Source organism: Citrobacter sp. Cpo069, assembly GCF_030332785.1.
Lineage (GTDB): Bacteria > Pseudomonadota > Gammaproteobacteria > Enterobacterales > Enterobacteriaceae > Citrobacter > Citrobacter portucalensis.
Map to the genome: position 1 here is coordinate 81,588 of NZ_JAOWHD010000045.1, position 17,924 is coordinate 99,511.

The window sequence follows — 17,924 nt, forward strand, 5'->3', positions numbered from 1 at the left end:
GCCTACCTCCTTAGCAGGCAAGTAGTTTATCAGGGTGATAAATCGGTAATGGTGATAAGCATCAAAAGTCTTCCTCTCCCGAGTCAGGAGAGGAAGAAAGAATTAGCTACGCAGGCCGCGTCCGCGCTGAATCAGGTACCAGCACAGCAAGTAAAACGCCGCAATGAACACCACCAGCACGCCAAACGTGGTGACCAGCGGAACATCATGAATACCCAGGAAGCCGTAGCGGAAGCCGCTAATCATGTAGACAATTGGGTTCAGATGCGACAGTCCCTGCCAGAACGGCGGCAGCAGCGTTAACGAATAGAACACGCCACCCAGATAGGTCAGCGGCGTCAGCACGAAGGTGGGGATCAGGCTGATATCGTCAAAGGTTTTAGCAAAGACTGCGTTCAGCAAACCGGCCAGCGAGAACAGTACCGCCGTTAACACCAGCGTGAGCGCCACAAAGACCCAGGAATGCACCTGGAACGGTACGAAGAACAGTGAAATAGCCGTGACCAGAATGCCTACGCACAGGCCACGCGCCACGCCGCCGCCGACGAAACCGGCGATAATCACGTGCGTCGGCACCGGGGCGACCAGCAGCTCTTCGATATTGCGCTGAAACTTGGCGCTAAAGAATGACGATGCCACGTTCGCGTACGAGTTGGTGATCACTGCCATCATAATCAGCCCCGGCACAATAAACTGCATGTAGCTAAAACCATGCATTTCGCCGATACGCGAGCCGATCAGGTTACCAAAGATAATAAAATAGAGCGTCATGGTGATGACGGGAGGCACCAAAGTCTGGATCCAGATACGCATAAAGCGGTGGATCTCTTTCGCCCAGATGCTTTTCAGCGCAACCCAGTAAAGCTGCATCATGCGCGATCTCCTTGTTTTTCATGCACCAGAGAAACAAACAGTTCTTCCAGTCGGTTCGCTTTGTTACGCATACTCAATACCTGAATGCCCTGTGCGCTCAGCTGAGAGAAGACGCTGTTGACCCCTTGTTCACGCAGAACCTCCACTTCCAGCGTGGAAGTGTCGACCAGTCGGTACTGATAACCTTCCAGTTTCGGCAGCGGACTTTTTGGTGCCAGATCGAGGATAAAGGTCTCGGATTTCAGCTTGGAGAGCAGACTCTTCATCGAGGTGTTTTCCACCAGCTCGCCGTGCTGAATAATGCCGATATTACGACACAGCATTTCCGCTTCTTCGAGATAGTGAGTGGTCAGAATAATGGTGGTGCCTTTGTCGTTTAAATCCTTTAAAAAGCCCCACATTGAACGACGCAGCTCAATGTCGACGCCCGCCGTTGGTTCATCCAGAATGAGTAATTTCGGCTCGTGCATCAGCGCACGGGCAATCATCAGACGACGTTTCATCCCACCAGACAGCATGCGCGCGCGCTCGTTACGTTTTTCCCATAAATCGAGCTGCTTTAAATATAGTTCGCTGCGTTTGACCGCTTCTTTATGCTCAACACCGTAGTAACCCGCCTGGTTGACCACGATCTGCTGCACGGTTTCAAACGGGTTAAAGTTAAACTCCTGTGGTACCAGGCCAAGCTGGCGTTTAGCATTAACCGTATCTTTTTCAAGATCGTATCCGAAGACACTCACCCGCCCGGAGGTTTTATTCACCAGCGAGCTGATTATTCCAATGGTGGTGGATTTTCCTGCGCCATTCGGTCCCAAAAGCGCATAAAAATCACCCGCTTCGACTTGCAAATCTATCCCGCGTAACGCCTGAACGCCACCGGGGTAAGTTTTTTTAAGTTGTTGAAGTTCCAGAGCAATGGTCATGTTTTTATACTTACCTTACGTTCTGACATTTTATATATAGTTTAAATAATGATGGAGTTACCCTATATTAGCCCATCGAATTTATCTGGCTTCGGGTCGTGCTACTCCATGAAAGACATAGATACACTCATCAGCAACAATGCACTATGGTCAAAGATGCTGATAGAAGAAGATCCCGGATTTTTTGAAACGCTGACACATGCCCAGAATCCGCGTTTTCTATGGATTGGATGTTCCGATAGCCGCGTTCCCGCTGAACGATTAACCGGTCTTGAACCGGGCGAATTATTTGTTCACCGCAATGTTGCCAATCTGGTTATTCACACCGACCTGAACTGTCTCTCAGTGGTTCAGTATGCGGTGGATGTGCTGGAAGTGGAACATATTATTATATGCGGCCACTATGGATGCGGCGGCGTCCAGGCGGCGATTGAAAATAAAGAACAGGGGCTGATTGATAACTGGTTACTGCACATCCGCGATATCTGGTTCAAACACAGCTCACTGCTGGGCGAAATGCCGCAGGAACGTCGTATGGACACCCTGTGCGAACTGAATGTCATGGAACAGGTCTATAACCTGGGCCACTCAACCATTATGCGTTCAGCCTGGAAGCGCGGTCAGAAAGTGACCATTCACGGCTGGGCTTACGGTATTCATGATGGCCTGCTGCGCGATCTCGACGTCACCGCCACCAGCCGCGAAACGCTGGAACAGCGCTATCGCCAGGGGTTGTCTAACCTGAGTCAGAAACACAGTAACCATAAATAATGTGACATTGCCGGGAGGCGGCGACGCCTTACCCGGCCTACAAACCTGCGCCATCAGGCGCTCTAGCCAGTTACTCGTCCAGCAGCACCACTTTGCCAACGTACGGCAGATGGCGATAACGCTGGGCATAGTCAATGCCGTAACCGACCACAAACTCATCAGGAATTGAGAAGCCGATAAACTCGACCGGAACATTCACTTCACGACGAGAAGGTTTGTCCAGCAGCGTACAAATAGCCAGGGATTTCGGCTCGCGCAGGCTCAGAATTTCACGCACTTTGGACAGCGTATTGCCGGAGTCGATGATGTCTTCGACAATCAGCACGTCCTTGCCACGAATGTCTTCATCCAGGTCTTTCAGAATTTTAACATCACGCGTGGTAGACATTCCGCTGCCATAGCTGGATGCCGTCATGAAATCGACTTCGTGAGAGACATGCACTTCACGGCACAGATCCGCCATAAACATAAATGAGCCACGTAACAGACCAACCAGCACCATATCGCTGCCGCTGTCCTTGTAACGTTCGTTAATCTGACGCCCCAGTTCAGCAATACGCGCTTTGATCTCCGCTTCCGGGATCATGACTTCAACAGTATGTTTCATATATCTAACCATATGATTTAAAAACAAATCACTTAATGCTTACTTTAAATAAGCCAGCATCTAAGCGCAAGGCACGCAGTATACCAGCAAAAGCATTCATACGCGGCATCTGTTGATAAAGTTCATAATGTGACAATGGTCACGCGTTTTAGCTCCTATAATTAACTGCTATTAAAGAAATAACACATGTGATGGTATTTTTTATGGCAAATAACAACGTACGTTCTCAACGGCTTATCGTGACCCTGAGCGCCGTATTCGCGGCACTTTGTGGACTGTATCTCCTGATTGGCGGAGGTTGGCTCGTCGCCATTGGCGGCTCTTGGTATTACCCGATCGCGGGCCTCGCCATGCTCGGTGTGGCGCTTCTTTTATGGCGCAGTAAACGCTCTGCCCTTTGGCTGTATGCCGCCCTGCTTCTCGCCACCATGCTTTGGGGCGTATGGGAGGTCGGATTTGATTTCTGGGCGCTGACGCCGCGTAGCGACATCCTGGTTTTCTTTGGTATCTGGCTTATCCTGCCTTTCGTCTGGCGTCGCCTTATTATCCCTTCCAGTGGCGCAGTAGCGGGGCTGGTGGTGGCCCTGCTGATTAGCGGCGGTATCCTGACCTGGGCTGGCTTCAACGACCCACAAGAGGTTCACGGAATGTTGAGTGCTGATGCCACCGTGGCCGAGGCTATCTCTCCGGTTGCCGATGAAGACTGGCCTGCTTACGGCCGCAATCAGGAAGGTCAACGCTACTCTCCGTTGAAACAAATCAACGCAGACAACGTTCATCAGTTGAAAGAAGCCTGGGTATTTCGTACCGGGGATTTAAAACAACCCAACGATCCCGGTGAAATCACCAATGAAGTCACGCCCATAAAAGTAGGCGATACCCTTTATCTGTGTACCGCCCACCAGCGACTTTTTGCCCTGGACGCAGCCAGCGGTAAAGAGAAGTGGCATTTCGATCCTCAACTTAATACCAATACCAGCTTCCAGCACGTAACTTGTCGCGGCGTTTCCTATCATGAAGCCAGACCGGATACGGCTTCAGCAGAGGTGATGGCCGACTGTCCGCGCCGTATCCTTTTGCCGGTCAATGATGGACGACTGTTTGCATTGAATGCCGAGACCGGCAAGCCATGTGAAACCTTCGCCAATAAAGGCATTTTGAATCTGCAGACCAATATGCCGGATACCACGCCGGGTCTGTATGAGCCGACATCACCGCCCATCATCACTGATAAAACCATTGTGATTGCCGGATCGGTGACTGATAACTTCTCCACCCGCGAAACCTCCGGCGTTATCCGTGGCTTCGATGTGAATACCGGTAAGCTGCTGTGGGCGTTCGACCCAGGCGCCAAAGATCCTAATTTCATTCCTTCAGATGAACATACCTTCACCTTTAACTCGCCGAACTCCTGGGCGCCTGCGGCCTACGACGCGAAGCTGGATCTGGTATATCTGCCCATGGGTGTCACCACGCCGGATATTTGGGGCGGTAACCGCACACCGGAGCAGGAACGTTATGCCAGCTCCATCCTGGCGTTAAATGCCACTACCGGGAAATTGGCCTGGAGCTATCAGACCGTTCACCACGATCTGTGGGATATGGACTTACCGGCGCAGCCAACTCTGGCGGATATCAACGTCAACGGAGAGAAAGTTCCGGTCATTTACGCCCCGGCAAAAACCGGTAATATCTTTGTGCTCGACCGCCGTAATGGTGAACTGGTGGTGCCAGCCCCGGAAAAACCGGTGCCGCAAGGTGCAGCCAAAGGTGATTATGTCAGCAAAACCCAGCCGTTCTCCGACCTCAGCTTCCGTCCGCATAAAGATCTCAGTGGCGCGGATATGTGGGGCGCAACCATGTTTGACCAGTTGGTGTGCCGCGTAATGTTTCATCAGTTGCGCTATGAGGGCATTTTTACCCCACCTTCAGAGCAGGGCACACTGGTGTTCCCGGGTAATCTCGGCATGTTCGAATGGGGCGGCATCTCTGTTGATCCTAACCGTCAGGTCGCCATTGCCAACCCAATGGCGCTGCCGTTTGTTTCGAAGCTGATCCCACGCGGTCCCGGCAACCCAATGGAACCGCCAAAAGACGCCAAAGGTACAGGCACGGAGTCCGGTATTCAGCCGCAATACGGCGTACCGTTCGGCGTAACGCTTAATCCGTTCCTTTCACCATTTGGCCTACCGTGTAAGCAGCCAGCATGGGGTTATATCTCCGCGGTGGACCTGAAAACCAATCACGTGGTGTGGAAAAAACGTATAGGTACACCGCAGGACAGCATGCCGTTCCCAATGCCGGTTCCGGTGCCGTTCAATATGGGGATGCCGATGCTGGGCGGACCTATCTCAACCGCGGGGAACGTGCTGTTTATCGCCGCGACTGCAGATAACTATCTGCGTGCGTACAACATGAGTAACGGTGAAAAACTGTGGCAGGGCCGTCTGCCGGCCGGTGGTCAGGCAACGCCGATGACCTATGAAGTGAACGGTAAGCAGTATGTGGTGATTTCCGCTGGGGGCCACGGCTCATTTGGTACGAAGATGGGCGATTATATCGTGGCATACGCGTTGCCGGACGACGCGAAGTAAAATGGTTAACGCCCGCGATTCAGCGGGCGTTTTTTTATTCAAACTTCAGTGACAGTAGCGACGCTTTTGCGGCTTCCTGATACTGAGCCACCAGATCTTTGGTCATATTGAAGGAGACCTGCACCGCTTTCTCATTTTGCGAGGTAATCAGCAGCATATTGAGAATTTCAGTATCCGGCGCTTGAGAACGGAAGGTAATCAGCCACGCTTTATGCCCATCAACCGTGACAGGTTCGGCCTGCGGATTGAAGTTGGTCAGCATCTTCAGCGTCGCATCCTTTGCCATATCCAACTGAGCGGCAGGCAATGCGTTGCGCCCGGCGGTAATACCTAAAGACGCTTTACCGCGTTCGTCACCGTAAATCACCTGTGGACGGTTTTCAGAAGGGTATTTGATTTTTGCCATTTCGTCCGGCATCGGCGTGAGCGTCTGAGGAATTTCAAGGCTTAAATTCAGTTTTGAAATCTGTTGGCGTTCCATCTTCATCGCAGCTTGTGCCGAAACCGCCAGAAGCATAATAAAAGATGCCGTCAGTACTTTACGCAAAAGGGTCATGCATACCTCGTGATAAGTGATTAACCTCATCAGTATATGCATGCTTCTACTGGACGATAGGGTAATAATCCGTTTTTGGAATAAACATTTAGCGGATAGCGCCACCGCTATCCGCCGCTGTTTATACGGTGAAGCCGAGCATCATCCCGGTATCTTCATGCTCTAACAGATGGCAATGCGCCATATAGGCATGCTCTTTTGGCGCGTCGTGGTCAAACTTCACTAACACCTCGCTCACGCCGCCTTCTACCCGCACAGTGTCCTTCCATCCCGCGCGGTGTGCGGCAGGTGCTTTGCCATTCTCAGACAGAATACGGAACTGCGTGCCGTGAATGTGGAACGGATGCAGCATCATGTCGCCCTGGCCGGAAATCACCCAGCGTTCGTGCTGACCTTTCGCCGCGGCAAACATCGGTTTATTCATATCAAATGCCTGGCCATTAATCCGGTTGGCATTATGGAAGTCGAATGATCCATGCTTCATGTTGCCCATGTCGCCATGCTGCATATTCCCCATCTTACCGTGGTTCATATTGCCATGATTCATATTGCCGTGGCCCATATTGTCATTATTCATATGGCCCATCATCTTCCCATGATCCATACCCGCCATGGCCTGACCGCCGTATTTCTTCATCAGCATTTGCATGCCCATCATATCGAGCATCGGATCCATCGACAGCTGCAGCTTGCGCACCGTCAGCCCTTCCAGTGACGGCAGCGATGGCATGGATGTCAGCGAATCTGGCAGCGTGCCGGAAGCGGTAATCAGCAACGGTTGAACGCGCATGACTGGATGCGGCTTATCGAATGGCGCAATCGCCATCCCCATCTGGCTGACTGGCAGAGTGACCAGATCAAAAGCTTTGCCGTCGCTCACATCCACCAGCACTTCAAAGCGCTCGCCCATCAGCATAGGAAGCTCGGTCACTTTTACCGGTTCCGCCAACAGTCCGCCGTCGCTGGCAATGACGTACAAAGGACGATTGTCGCTGGCCGCAATGTTCAGTGAGCGTGCGTTACAACCATTCAACAGACGCAAGCGCAGCCAGCCGCGCGGTGCCGCATGCTGAGGATAAATCGCCCCGTTGGTCAGCAGCGTATCGCCAAACCAGCCGACGGCGGCGGTCATGATGTCCAGTTGATAATCAACCTGCCCATCAGCAGAGAACTGTTTGTCTTGAATGATCACCGGCACATCATCAATGCCCCACTGCTTAGGCAGCAGCAGCTTGCGAATCTCTTCATCTTCAATCAGCACCAGTCCGGCCAGTCCCATCGCTACCTGACGACCGGTCTTTCCATGCTGATGCGGGTGGAACCAGCAGGTTGCCGCCCTCTGATCCGGCGTGAAGGTCACCGAACGTTTCCCGCCCGCCGGGATAATGCCTTGCGGTCCACCGTCGACTTCACCGGGGATTTCCAGGCCGTGCCAGTGCAACGTCGTCTCTTCGGCAAGCTGGTTATGGATATCCACGGTCACCGACTGCCCTTTGTTCAGCTTGACCGCAGGTCCGAGTAAATTGCCGTTATATCCCCATGTGGTAGCAGTTTTACCTGCAAAGCTCGACTGCCCGGCTTGTGCAATCAACTGAATGCGATTAGAAGCATCGGCGGTTAACAGGTCTGGAATGGGTAATGCGGGACGGTCTGCGGCGAATACGCTACGGCTCCACAGAGGTAATGCTGACGCGACGCCCAGCGCCACGGAGTACTTTAAAAAGTCACGACGTTGCATAATCACTTCCTTATATTCAGCAGCTTAAGCAGGCTATCTTTTAAGCATAAGCCTTCCCCTTACGGGAAGGTCAAGTAAACGGCTAATAATAAAGGTCGTCGCTTCGCTCGCAGTGTGCTAACGTTTAAATTCCGTGATGCAGTGGTAGAAGCAATGAAGACGTTTTTCAGAACAGTTTTGTTCGGCACCCTGATGGCCGTATGCGCAAATAGCTACGCGCTCAGCGAGTCCGAAGCCGAAGATATGGCCGATTTAACGGCAGTTTTTGTTTTTCTGAAAAATGACTGTGGATACCAGAATTTGCCAAATGGGCAGATCCGTCGCGCACTGGTCTTTTTTGCCCAGCAAAACCAGTGGGACCTGAGCAATTACGACACCTTCAACATGAAGGCACTGGGTGAGGACAGCTATCGCGATCTCAGCGGTATCGGCATCCCAACAGCAAAGAAATGCAAAGCGCTGGCGCGTGACTCTCTGAGCCTGCTGGCCTACGTTAAATAATCTCCGGCGCAATCAGGGTTGAGATTGCCGTTACTCTGGCTGTACCAGCGTCAGGGCAACGGATTGCGCTTTTAATTCAGTCTGCGCGTTTGGCGGTAGATTCACATCGGTAACAACATCGGTAAAGCAACTAAGCGGCGCGACGTTAAATAACGAATGTGCGCCGTACTTACTGCTATCCGCCAGCAATACCTTCCGTTGGGCATTCGCAATAATTTCCTGCTTTAATCCCGCTTTGTCTTCCGTTGGCGTGGTTACACCCTTTTCCATACTCCAGGTGTTACAGCTCATAAAAGCAATATCAGGATAGACGCTGCGCAACATTTTCCGGCCAAACTCACCAATACAGGACTGGCTGCTGTCATCGATGCGTCCACCGACGATCGTCACCTCTATCTGACGGAATTCTGACAAAAACAGGGCAATATGCAGATCAACGGTAATCACTCGCAGCGGCAAATGCGTCAGACATTTTGCCAGCTCCAGCATTGTGGTACCGGCATCAAGCACCACGGCATCGCCCGCACGCACCATTGAGGCGGCAAAACGCGCAATCGCCCGTTTCTCAGCAGGCGATCGCAGTTGCTTTTCGTTTGTGGTTGGCTGCGCAGCTTCAAAGCGTCGTAACGCAACACCGCCGTGGCTGCGGCTGATCACACCCTGTTCATCCAGCTTGATGAGATCGCGCCTGATCGTTGCTGGAGAGGCGTCAACCGCGTCAACCAACTGTTCCACGGTAACCAGCGTATGATTTTTCAAATACGCCACAATCTTATCCAGACGGTGTTGCCCTTTCATAACAGTAAATTACGCCAGTTGCATTGCCAGTTTGATCGATACGGCCATGCTCTCAGATTTTGCTTTTCCCGTCCAGGCGATATCAAATGCCGTACCGTGATCGGCAGAGGTACGAATAAACGGTAAACCTGCTGTGATATTTACACCATCATAGAAACCCAGCAATTTCAGCGGGATATGCCCCTGATCGTGGTACATCGCCACCACCATGTCATACTGACCTTCATAAGCCTGTAAAAACACGGTATCCGGCGGGCACGGACCGTAAACATCCATCCCCTTCGCTCTCATATTCTCAATCGCGGGTCCGACAATACGAATTTCCTCATCGCCAAACAGGCCATTCTCTCCGGCATGTGGATTCACCCCCGCAACGGCAATACGCGGGTGTGCAAAGCCTACGCGCTTCAGGAAGGTATCTGCGATACCAATCACCGTTTCGACACGTTGCCCATTGAGCGTATCAAGGAATTTGCGCAGTGCGATATGCGTCGAAACATGGATAACTTTCAGCTTATCGGTGTACAGCACCATCGCATAGTCGCGGCTTTCGGTTAGCGTTGCCAGCAGTTCGGTATGTCCAGGATAATTGTGTCCGCCGAGATGCAGCGCTTCTTTGTTCAACGGCGCGGTCGCGATGGCATGTACATCCCCCTTCATCGCCAGTTCAGTCGCCCGCTTCACACAGCGATAGGCCAGATCGCCCGCCTGCGCCTGCACTGTACCAGGGACCAGTTCGTCAGGTTTCGCCAGCGGTTCATCAATCACATGAATCGTATCTGGCGTGAATCTGGCATCGGCGACCTGTTCAATAGCGCGAAATGTTACTCCGTCAGCCAGCCCCTGAGCCTGTAACCGCTGCAGCGTTTTTAGGCACCCAACCACCACCAGCGGTGCACCATTAAGTTCATCTTCGCGTAGCGCTTTAACAATAATTTCCGGACCAATCCCCGCCGGATCTCCCATCGTAATCGCAATTGTTTTAGTTACCACGGTACATCTCCTCAATAAAATACAGCGCATCGCAAAGGGTCGTATCAGAACCGAATCCACCCGCTTTGGTAATAACCGGCAAGTCGTCAATCTCGCTATTCACAAACGTTCCGCACGGAATACAGGGGGCGACCTCACTGTGGATGCGATACCCTTCAGCACCCAACGCACTGGCGACCGCCGTGGCAATATCGCCTCCGGTCAGGAACAATCCGCCGATACGTGCTTGTTCAATAATGCGCAGCGTTATCTCCCCTAGACGCTGACTCAGCAGTTCTCCCAACTGCTGGCGACTCATCCCCACGTTGAAACACAGCGTGTCGATCATGTCCCGGTCTTCTGCACATCGACTGGTGCGTAAGATCGTGTGCTGCTGCTGGCTCAGTTGCGCGCAAGCCTGTTCAATAACAGAGTCCATTTCCGGTGCAAATGACGATGCAACCAACCGCGCGGCATCGATATCAACGACTTTTGCCCGACCTTGACACACTGCTTTTTCCACCTGACGTCGCGTTGCCTCACTCATTGAGCCAGCCACAACCAACACCGGTAATTCCTGCTTTTCTTGCATAAACGTTGCGGCCGGTAGCGCATTGGCCAGCCCTGCCGCCCCTACGAGCAGCGGCATCTGTTTTTGCTCACAAACCGCCTGTGCAATGAGCGCGAGATCTCGCTCTTCCATGGCATCCACCACCACCATACATTCGCCGGCTTTTGCAAAAGCGCTCAGCAGCGCACTCAAACTTCCCCGACGCACATCCACCAGCGACACCTCATGTACAGGGACATCGCTTTGCAGTGCGACCAGTTCAGCAATACGCGAAGAGTGAATGGGCGTTTTTGGATCGCTGGCGAATTCCGTTTCCAGCAGCGGCACACCATGGACCAGGCACAAGCCATCCTGCGTGGTGCGCCCGGCAGCAGGAATTGCCGCCGCAATCACGGCCAGCGTCCGACCGGCTGTACGCATGGCTGCAGTGACTTCAGCCCCCACATTGCCACGAAATGTCGAGTCTATTTTTTTGTATACCAGCGGTGTTGCTTCGCCCTCACACCATGGTGCTAACGCTTGTTGTACAGCCGCGGCGGCCTGCGTTGCCGGCATCGCCCGGCTTTCCGTATTGATGACCAGAACATCGGCGCGGCGCGACGGTTTCTGCGCTGGGGTCAGCATTACTTCGGTACGCGCCCCTTTTTTCGCCAACTGTACGCCGGTATCGTTAGAGCCCGTAAAGTCATCGGCGATAACGATCATTTTCATGCTTTCTTCTCCTGCACGGTCTGACGAGACTGCCTTTTCGCGACCCACGACGTAAGAATTGGCGTCAGAATAGCGGTTGTAATGACTGACGCAGCGATCAGCGGCGCTGCCGCAGCGGCAACCTCTGCCAGCGAGGGATCGGCCTGTGCTATGGCCAGTGGCGTCGCGACGGCGTTCCCCGCAGTACTGGATGCCGCAGCACCAGCAATACCACTCCCGCCTACCAGACGATCGGCACGAATGTTAAAGAAGCCGCCCACAAAGGTGGTCAGCACACCCAGCAGAATGCCCGCCAGACCACCTTGCAGCAGCATTTCCAGGTTAATACCGGCTCCAAGTGCAAACGCAAAGAAAGGAATGAGCAGTGGACCGCCTTTGGTCAGGAAGTCACGCATATTGGCGTCGAGGTTACCGAGGATCATGCCAACCACCAGCGGAACAAGAACCGCCACCAGCGCCATGATAGGAATATTTGCCATACCCGCCGCGCCCAGCGCGATCATGGTAAAGAAAGGCCCGTCATTCAGAGACAAAATGGAGATCGCACCGACATCACGTTCATTGCCAAACTCGCCAACCAGCGCCGCGTAAAGCCCGCCATTGGAGTTACTCATTGCCGCAATAATGGCAACACCGCTTAAGCCAAAGATGCCCTCCGCGCCAAACAGGTGTTCAACCCCGAGACCAATTGCAATCGCGACCAGTAACTTGGTCAGCGTAATCGTGCCGCCTTGTAGCAAAGCTTGCGGCGCCGCCTTTACGCTAATTCCCGCCCCCATACAGAGCAGGAACGCGCCAATCAAGGGAGCCGCGCCATTTTTAAATAAAGCCGTGGTGAATCCACCGATCTGCAACGCCTGCGGGGCAAAAGTGTTGATAATGGCACCGATAACCAACGGCACAACCATCATGCCGCCGGGTACGCGTTCTATTGCCTTCTTGATGTTCATGGTCTTCCCGCCTGTTGTTATGTTGTGATTAAATAAAATCACAACGATTATATTCAATCAAAATAAGATCACAAACGCGGCAGATCACAGTTTTTGAATGATTAATAAAAATCAAATAATCATTCGGATGAAAAAAAAGCCGGGTTTGTCTCACCCGGCTTCATTGATATCTGAAATATCTCAGGATTGATGCACAAATTCGCGGTATGCCGCCACAACCTGAAGAAAGTCCTCTACACCACAGAGCGAAAAACTTTCTTCGTCGTAGTAGCTCATCCCCTCTTCCATCTCATCGCCAGAGAACTCCAGCTGATTAGCGCGAACCATCACTTCTTCGCCATCCAGCCAGAGCGTGTATTCATGCCCTGCTCGCTGCCAGGAGCGCTCACTGCCCTTAACCGCACGCGCTGCCTGTTCCACTTCATCAAGTAAGGCCAGGTTTTCTTTCACTTCCTCATTAAACCAGTGCCCCACCACCTCGTGGCCCATGGACATACGCACTTTTACCACCCCGGTAATATCGCGCAGAAATTCGTAATCCATAATGTCTTCCTCTACTCCCGGCAATGCGCCAATACCGCATTGCGCCTTGCTGTAATTATCGCAGCAGCGCGGCAGAAAAAAAGCGTAGTGGGTATAAGGAATAGAAATAAAAATGCCCGGAGAAGCAGACTTCTCCGGGCATTGATGCGTTTTTACACAAAATGCTTTAGGGCATTACACCGCGGTCTGGAAAATCACACCATCGGCTTTCTCGGTGTACTGAGACAGCTGGTCGAAGTTCAGATAACGGTAAGTATCTACGGCCGTTTTATCTACCTGCGCCACATAGGTCTGGTACTCTTCCGCCGTCGGCAGTTTGCCGATCAGCGCCGCAACCGCCGCCAGCTCCGCAGAAGCCAGGTAGACGTTCGCTCCGGTACCTAAACGGTTCGGGAAGTTACGGGTAGAGGTCGACACCACCGTTGCGCCGTCGGCTACACGCGCCTGGTTACCCATGCACAGAGAGCAGCCTGGAATTTCGATACGCGCACCGCTCTTACCGAACACGCTGTAATAACCTTCTTCGGTCAGCTGTGCCGCATCCATACGGGTTGGTGGAGCCACCCACAGACGCGTTGGCAGTTGGCCTTTGTGCGCATCCAGAAGCTTACCAGCGGCACGGAAGTGGCCGATGTTAGTCATGCAGGAGCCGATGAACACTTCGTCGATCTTCTCGCCCTGTACGTCAGACAGCAGACGCGCATCGTCCGGATCGTTCGGTGCACACAGGATTGGCTCTTTGATATCCGCCAGATCGATGTCGATCACTGCCGCGTATTCTGCGTCAGCGTCGGCTTCCAGCAACTGCGGATCCGCCAGCCATTTTTCCATGCCCTGCACACGACGTTCCAGCGTACGGCGATCGCCGTAACCTTCTGCGATCATCCACTTCAGCAGAACGATGTTAGAGCTCAGATACTCAACGATCGGCTCTTTGTTCAGCTTGATGGTACAACCGGCAGCAGAACGTTCAGCGGAGGCGTCGGTCAATTCGAACGCCTGCTCTACTTTGAGATCCGGCAGACCTTCGATTTCAAGAATGCGGCCAGAGAAGATGTTCTTCTTACCTTTCTTCTCAACGGTCAGCAGACCCTGTTTGATCGCGTACAGCGGGATGGCGTGTACCAGATCGCGCAGGGTGATACCCGGTTGCATTTTGCCTTTGAAACGCACCAGAACGGATTCCGGCATATCCAGCGGCATCACGCCGGTCGCCGCAGCAAACGCCACCAGACCAGAACCTGCCGGGAAGGAAATACCAATCGGGAAACGGGTATGGGAGTCACCACCGGTACCTACGGTATCCGGCAGCAGCATGCGGTTCAGCCAGGAGTGAATAACGCCGTCGCCCGGACGCAGCGACACACCGCCGCGGTTCATGATGAAGTCTGGCAGCGTGTGATGCGTGTTCACGTCCACCGGCTTCGGATAGGCCGCGGTGTGGCAGAAGGACTGCATCACCAGATCAGCAGAGAAGCCCAGACACGCCAGGTCTTTCAGTTCGTCACGGGTCATAGGGCCAGTGGTATCCTGAGAACCGACGGAGGTCATCTTCGGTTCGCAGTACGCGCCCGGACGGATGCCTTTCACGCCGCAAGCGCGGCCAACCATTTTCTGTGCCAGGGAGAAGCCACGGCTGCTTTCCGCCACGTCTTTCGCCTGACGGAATACGTCGCTGTGCGGCAGGCCCAGCGCTTCGCGCGCCTTGGTGGTCAGGCCACGACCGATGATCAGCGGGATACGGCCACCGGCGCGTACTTCGTCGATCAGGACTTCGGTTTTCAGCTCAAAGCTTGCCAGCAGTTCGCCGGTTTCGTGGTTGCGTACTTCGCCTTTGAACGGGTAAACGTCAATCACGTCGCCCATGTTCATGTTCGACACGTCCACTTCAATCGGCAGTGCGCCCGCATCTTCCATGGTGTTGAAGAAGATAGGTGCAATTTTGCCGCCGAGGCACAGGCCGCCGCCACGCTTGTTCGGCACATGAGGAATGTCGTCACCCATGAACCACAGCACGGAGTTGGTTGCGGATTTACGCGAAGAACCGGTACCGACAACATCACCCACATAAGCCAGCGGGTAACCTTTTTTCTGCAATTCTTCGATCTGTTTGATCGGGCCAACCACGCCCGGCTGATCCGGTTCGATACCTTCACGGGCGTTTTTCAGCATCGCCAGCGCGTGCAGAGGGATATCCGGGCGAGACCATGCATCCGGTGCCGGAGAAAGGTCATCGGTGTTGGTTTCACCCGTCACTTTAAAGACGGTAACGGTGATTTTTTCAGCCAGAGCTGGACGGTTCAGGAACCATTCGGCATCAGCCCAGGATTGCATTACCTGCTTCGCATATTCGTTGCCCGCTTTGGCTTTTTCTTCTACATCGTAGAAGTTATCGAACATCAGCAGCGTTGAAGAGAGCGCTTTGGCGGCAATCGGCGCCAGTTTTGCATCGTCCAGCGCGTCGATCAGCGGATGAATGTTGTAGCCACCCTGCATGGTGCCCAGCAGTTCAATGGCTTTTTCTGGGGTAACCAGCGGGGAGGTGGTGTCGCCTTTTGCGACAGCGGCGAGAAAACCAGCTTTAACATAAGCGGCTTCATCTACGCCAGGAGGAACGCGGTTGATCAACAGGTCTAACAGGAATTCTTCTTCGCCCACAGGCGGGGTCTTCAGCAGCTCGACAAGTGCAGCCATTTGGGTTGCGTCTAAAGGTTTTGGCACAATCCCCTGGGCAGCACGCTCAGCTACGTGCTTACGGTATTCTTCTAGCACGACGATATCTCCTCGCTCTCATTGTCATAATGCGGCGCTTTTGTAGATGGGCGATTCTCTTCACGCTCCTGTGAGACAGTAGTTAGTAGGGTAAATGCCCGGTACCGCATAAGGCACAATAACAGGATTTTCATTAAGTGTTAATCCGTTTACAAAAAAGCAACATAAAAAATTGGCTGAATCGTTAAGAATGGTATAGCGACAAGGCGAGGTGAAATTAAGTCAGCTTAAAACCACCCATAAACGGTTAATTTTCAAGCACGATCGGCTGAATATTCCAGCGATTTTTCCGCCATCACATATAATTGTGTAATAAATACTCACACTCTTTTTTCGGACCTACCTGGTGAATCAACCATAAAAGTCAAAACTGTCTAACACGGGTGAATAATACTCGCGGCAACAGGAACGCCTCACGGCACAGCGCTCGTCTCGTTGGAGTCATTTTATGAAGTTGCCCCTTAAGCCACATCTGCTTGTCCTTTTGTGCAGTGCCGGGCTGTTTGCCGCCTCTGGCGTGATGTTTGTTAAAAGTCGCACAACGGAGCCTGCTGCTCCGGCCCCCGTTGCGCAGCAACCGTCAACACCGGCCCCAGCTCCCGTAGCGGCCCCCGCCCCGGTAGAGCAAACTGCGCCCGCCGTGGCACCAACCTACTCAGCAGCACAAATCGATCAGTGGGTTGCGCCTATCGCGCTCTATCCAGACTCGCTGTTGTCGCAAATTTTGATGGCCTCAACCTATCCGGCTAACGTCATCCAGGCCGCACAGTGGTCAAAAGACAATCCCAAAATGCAGGGCGATGCCGCCATTCAGGCCGTGGCCAGCCAGCCCTGGGATCCCAGCGTGAAATCGCTGGTCGCTTTTCCTCAGTTGATGTCGCTGATGGGTGAAAATCCGCCGTGGGTACAAAGCCTGGGCGATGCTTTCCTCGCACAGCCGAAGGACGTCATGGATTCCGTTCAACGTCTGCGTGTACTGGCGCAACAAACCGGCGCGCTGCAATCAACACCGCAACAGACCGTCACCACCGTGACCAAAGCGGCACCGGCGAAAACCGCCACCAGCACGTCGACGACCAGCACTACCACCACGACAAGCCCTACTGTCATCAAGATTGAATCCGCCGATCCGCAGGTGGTGTACGTTCCAACCTATAACCCGAACACGGTTTACGGTACCTGGCCGAATACCGCCTATCCGCCAACCTATCTGCCACCAACGCCCGGTGAGCAATTTGGTAACAGCTTCGTCAATGGTTTAGGCTTCAGCCTTGGTGTCGCCACAACCTATGCCATCTTCAGCAACATCGACTGGGATGACGACGACGACCACCATCATAATGATGACTGGGATAACCATGGCGGCTATAACCGCAACGGTGATAACAACATCAACATTAACGTTGATAACTTCAATAAAATCAGTGGTCAGCGCCTGACAGATGCCAACCGTACCTGGCAGCATAATCCGGCCTACCGTGAGGGTGTGCCTTACCCAAATAGCCAGCTCAATAACCGCTTCCACTCCACTAACACGGCAACCGGGTTAAGTTCGACCCAGCAAAGACCAGTCAACCGTGATAACCAGCGCCAGGCCGCGATGAGCCAAATGGAAAAATCGACGGGGAAAACATTCCCGCAGACGGCGCGTACGGGCACGAGAGACGCCCAGCGTCAGGCATCGAATCAACAACTGAAGCAAATTTCCCAACGTAATAACTACCGCGGTTACGATACCAAACCGCAAACCGCGAAGCGGACGAGCCCTCAGCAGCGGGAGAATCGCCAGGCAGTCGCCCAGCGACAGGAGAAACGGGTCACGCAACCGGCACAACAACGCAATGTGCAACAGCGCAATCTTCAACAGCGAACCAGCCAGCCACGCGCCAATGCGCTGAGCGGTAACGACAGTCGCTCCGCCAACTGGCAGGCACAGCAACAGCGAGGTGCCCAGAGCCGGCAGGTCGCCCGTAATCAGCCATCGCGCCAGCCTTCTGGCGGGCGTGCTGAACACCGTGAATTCCGTCATCGTTAAGGGAACCGA

General features: G+C 53.3%; 15 protein-coding genes. 4 read left to right on the forward strand and 11 right to left on the reverse strand.

Annotation, left to right across the window (positions count from 1 at the left end):
• Positions 1-102: 102 nt before the first annotated feature.
• Complete coding sequence (locus tag OGY08_RS08465; RefSeq protein WP_008786229.1) at positions 103-873, reverse strand: ABC transporter permease; 771 nt, start codon at positions 871-873, stop codon at positions 103-105.
• Positions 870-1,796 (reverse strand): ABC transporter ATP-binding protein, encoded by a 927-nt coding sequence (locus OGY08_RS08470; RefSeq protein ID WP_003829469.1) that lies wholly within the window; start codon positions 1,794-1,796, stop codon positions 870-872. Before OGY08_RS08470 ends, OGY08_RS08465 begins: the two co-directional genes overlap by 4 nt.
• A gap of 108 nt (positions 1,797-1,904) precedes the next feature.
• On the opposite strand from OGY08_RS08470, the gene can reads away from it, so the two are divergent.
• Complete coding sequence (can, locus tag OGY08_RS08475) at positions 1,905-2,567, forward strand: carbonate dehydratase (RefSeq protein ID WP_008786227.1); 663 nt, start codon at positions 1,905-1,907, stop codon at positions 2,565-2,567.
• Positions 2,568-2,637: 70 nt separating this feature from the next.
• Here can and hpt read toward each other — a convergent pair whose 3' ends face one another.
• Positions 2,638-3,174 (reverse strand): hypoxanthine phosphoribosyltransferase, encoded by a 537-nt coding sequence (gene hpt, locus OGY08_RS08480; RefSeq protein ID WP_003018658.1) that lies wholly within the window; start codon positions 3,172-3,174, stop codon positions 2,638-2,640.
• A 203-nt stretch (positions 3,175-3,377) separates the two neighbouring features.
• Here hpt and OGY08_RS08485 point away from each other — a divergent pair, with 203 nt between their 5' ends.
• Positions 3,378-5,768, forward strand: coding sequence for a glucose/quinate/shikimate family membrane-bound PQQ-dependent dehydrogenase (locus OGY08_RS08485; RefSeq protein ID WP_032941710.1), 2,391 nt, complete (start codon positions 3,378-3,380; stop codon positions 5,766-5,768).
• A 34-nt stretch (positions 5,769-5,802) separates the two neighbouring features.
• Here OGY08_RS08485 and OGY08_RS08490 read toward each other — a convergent pair whose 3' ends face one another.
• Both OGY08_RS08490 and cueO read right to left on the reverse strand, forming a co-directional pair.
• Positions 5,803-6,324 carry a hypothetical protein gene (locus tag OGY08_RS08490; protein ID WP_032942383.1) on the reverse strand — a complete coding sequence of 174 codons (522 nt, stop codon included), beginning with the start codon at positions 6,322-6,324 and terminating at the stop codon, positions 5,803-5,805.
• Between the two features lie 121 nt (positions 6,325-6,445).
• Positions 6,446-8,062 carry a multicopper oxidase CueO gene (cueO, locus tag OGY08_RS08495; protein WP_125362725.1) on the reverse strand — a complete coding sequence of 539 codons (1,617 nt, stop codon included), beginning with the start codon at positions 8,060-8,062 and terminating at the stop codon, positions 6,446-6,448.
• Positions 8,063-8,215: 153 nt separating this feature from the next.
• Between cueO and OGY08_RS08500 the strand changes: the two genes are divergently transcribed.
• Positions 8,216-8,563, forward strand: coding sequence for a YacC family pilotin-like protein (locus tag OGY08_RS08500; RefSeq protein WP_032941691.1), 348 nt, complete (start codon positions 8,216-8,218; stop codon positions 8,561-8,563).
• 30 nt (positions 8,564-8,593) lie between these two features.
• Here the strand turns inward: OGY08_RS08500 and OGY08_RS08505 are convergent, their stop codons facing one another.
• From OGY08_RS08505 to acnB, 6 genes are all read right to left on the reverse strand, one after another.
• Positions 8,594-9,361 (reverse strand): DeoR/GlpR family DNA-binding transcription regulator, encoded by a 768-nt coding sequence (locus OGY08_RS08505; protein ID WP_008786221.1) that lies wholly within the window; start codon positions 9,359-9,361, stop codon positions 8,594-8,596.
• A 9-nt stretch (positions 9,362-9,370) separates the two neighbouring features.
• Positions 9,371-10,354, reverse strand: a complete 984-nt coding sequence (locus OGY08_RS08510) for a D-threonate 4-phosphate dehydrogenase (protein WP_081003606.1) — start codon at positions 10,352-10,354, stop codon at positions 9,371-9,373.
• The gene (dtnK, locus tag OGY08_RS08515) at positions 10,344-11,615 is read right to left on the reverse strand and encodes a D-threonate kinase (protein ID WP_125362726.1); all 1,272 of its coding nucleotides are present in this window, start codon (positions 11,613-11,615) and stop codon (positions 10,344-10,346) included. Before dtnK ends, OGY08_RS08510 begins: the two co-directional genes overlap by 11 nt.
• Positions 11,612-12,565 (reverse strand): 2-keto-3-deoxygluconate permease 1, encoded by a 954-nt coding sequence (locus tag OGY08_RS08520; RefSeq protein ID WP_048214928.1) that lies wholly within the window; start codon positions 12,563-12,565, stop codon positions 11,612-11,614. The genes dtnK and OGY08_RS08520 overlap by 4 nt, the downstream gene beginning before the upstream one ends.
• 180 nt (positions 12,566-12,745) lie before the next feature.
• Positions 12,746-13,108, reverse strand: coding sequence for a protein YacL (gene yacL, locus OGY08_RS08525; protein ID WP_020996227.1), 363 nt, complete (start codon positions 13,106-13,108; stop codon positions 12,746-12,748).
• 174 nt (positions 13,109-13,282) lie between these two features.
• Positions 13,283-15,880 (reverse strand): bifunctional aconitate hydratase 2/2-methylisocitrate dehydratase, encoded by a 2,598-nt coding sequence (gene acnB, locus OGY08_RS08530; protein ID WP_057067418.1) that lies wholly within the window; start codon positions 15,878-15,880, stop codon positions 13,283-13,285.
• A gap of 448 nt (positions 15,881-16,328) precedes the next feature.
• Between acnB and OGY08_RS08535 the strand changes: the two genes are divergently transcribed.
• Positions 16,329-17,915 (forward strand): DUF3300 domain-containing protein, encoded by a 1,587-nt coding sequence (locus OGY08_RS08535; RefSeq protein WP_286565858.1) that lies wholly within the window; start codon positions 16,329-16,331, stop codon positions 17,913-17,915.
• Positions 17,916-17,924: the final 9 nt, after the last annotated feature.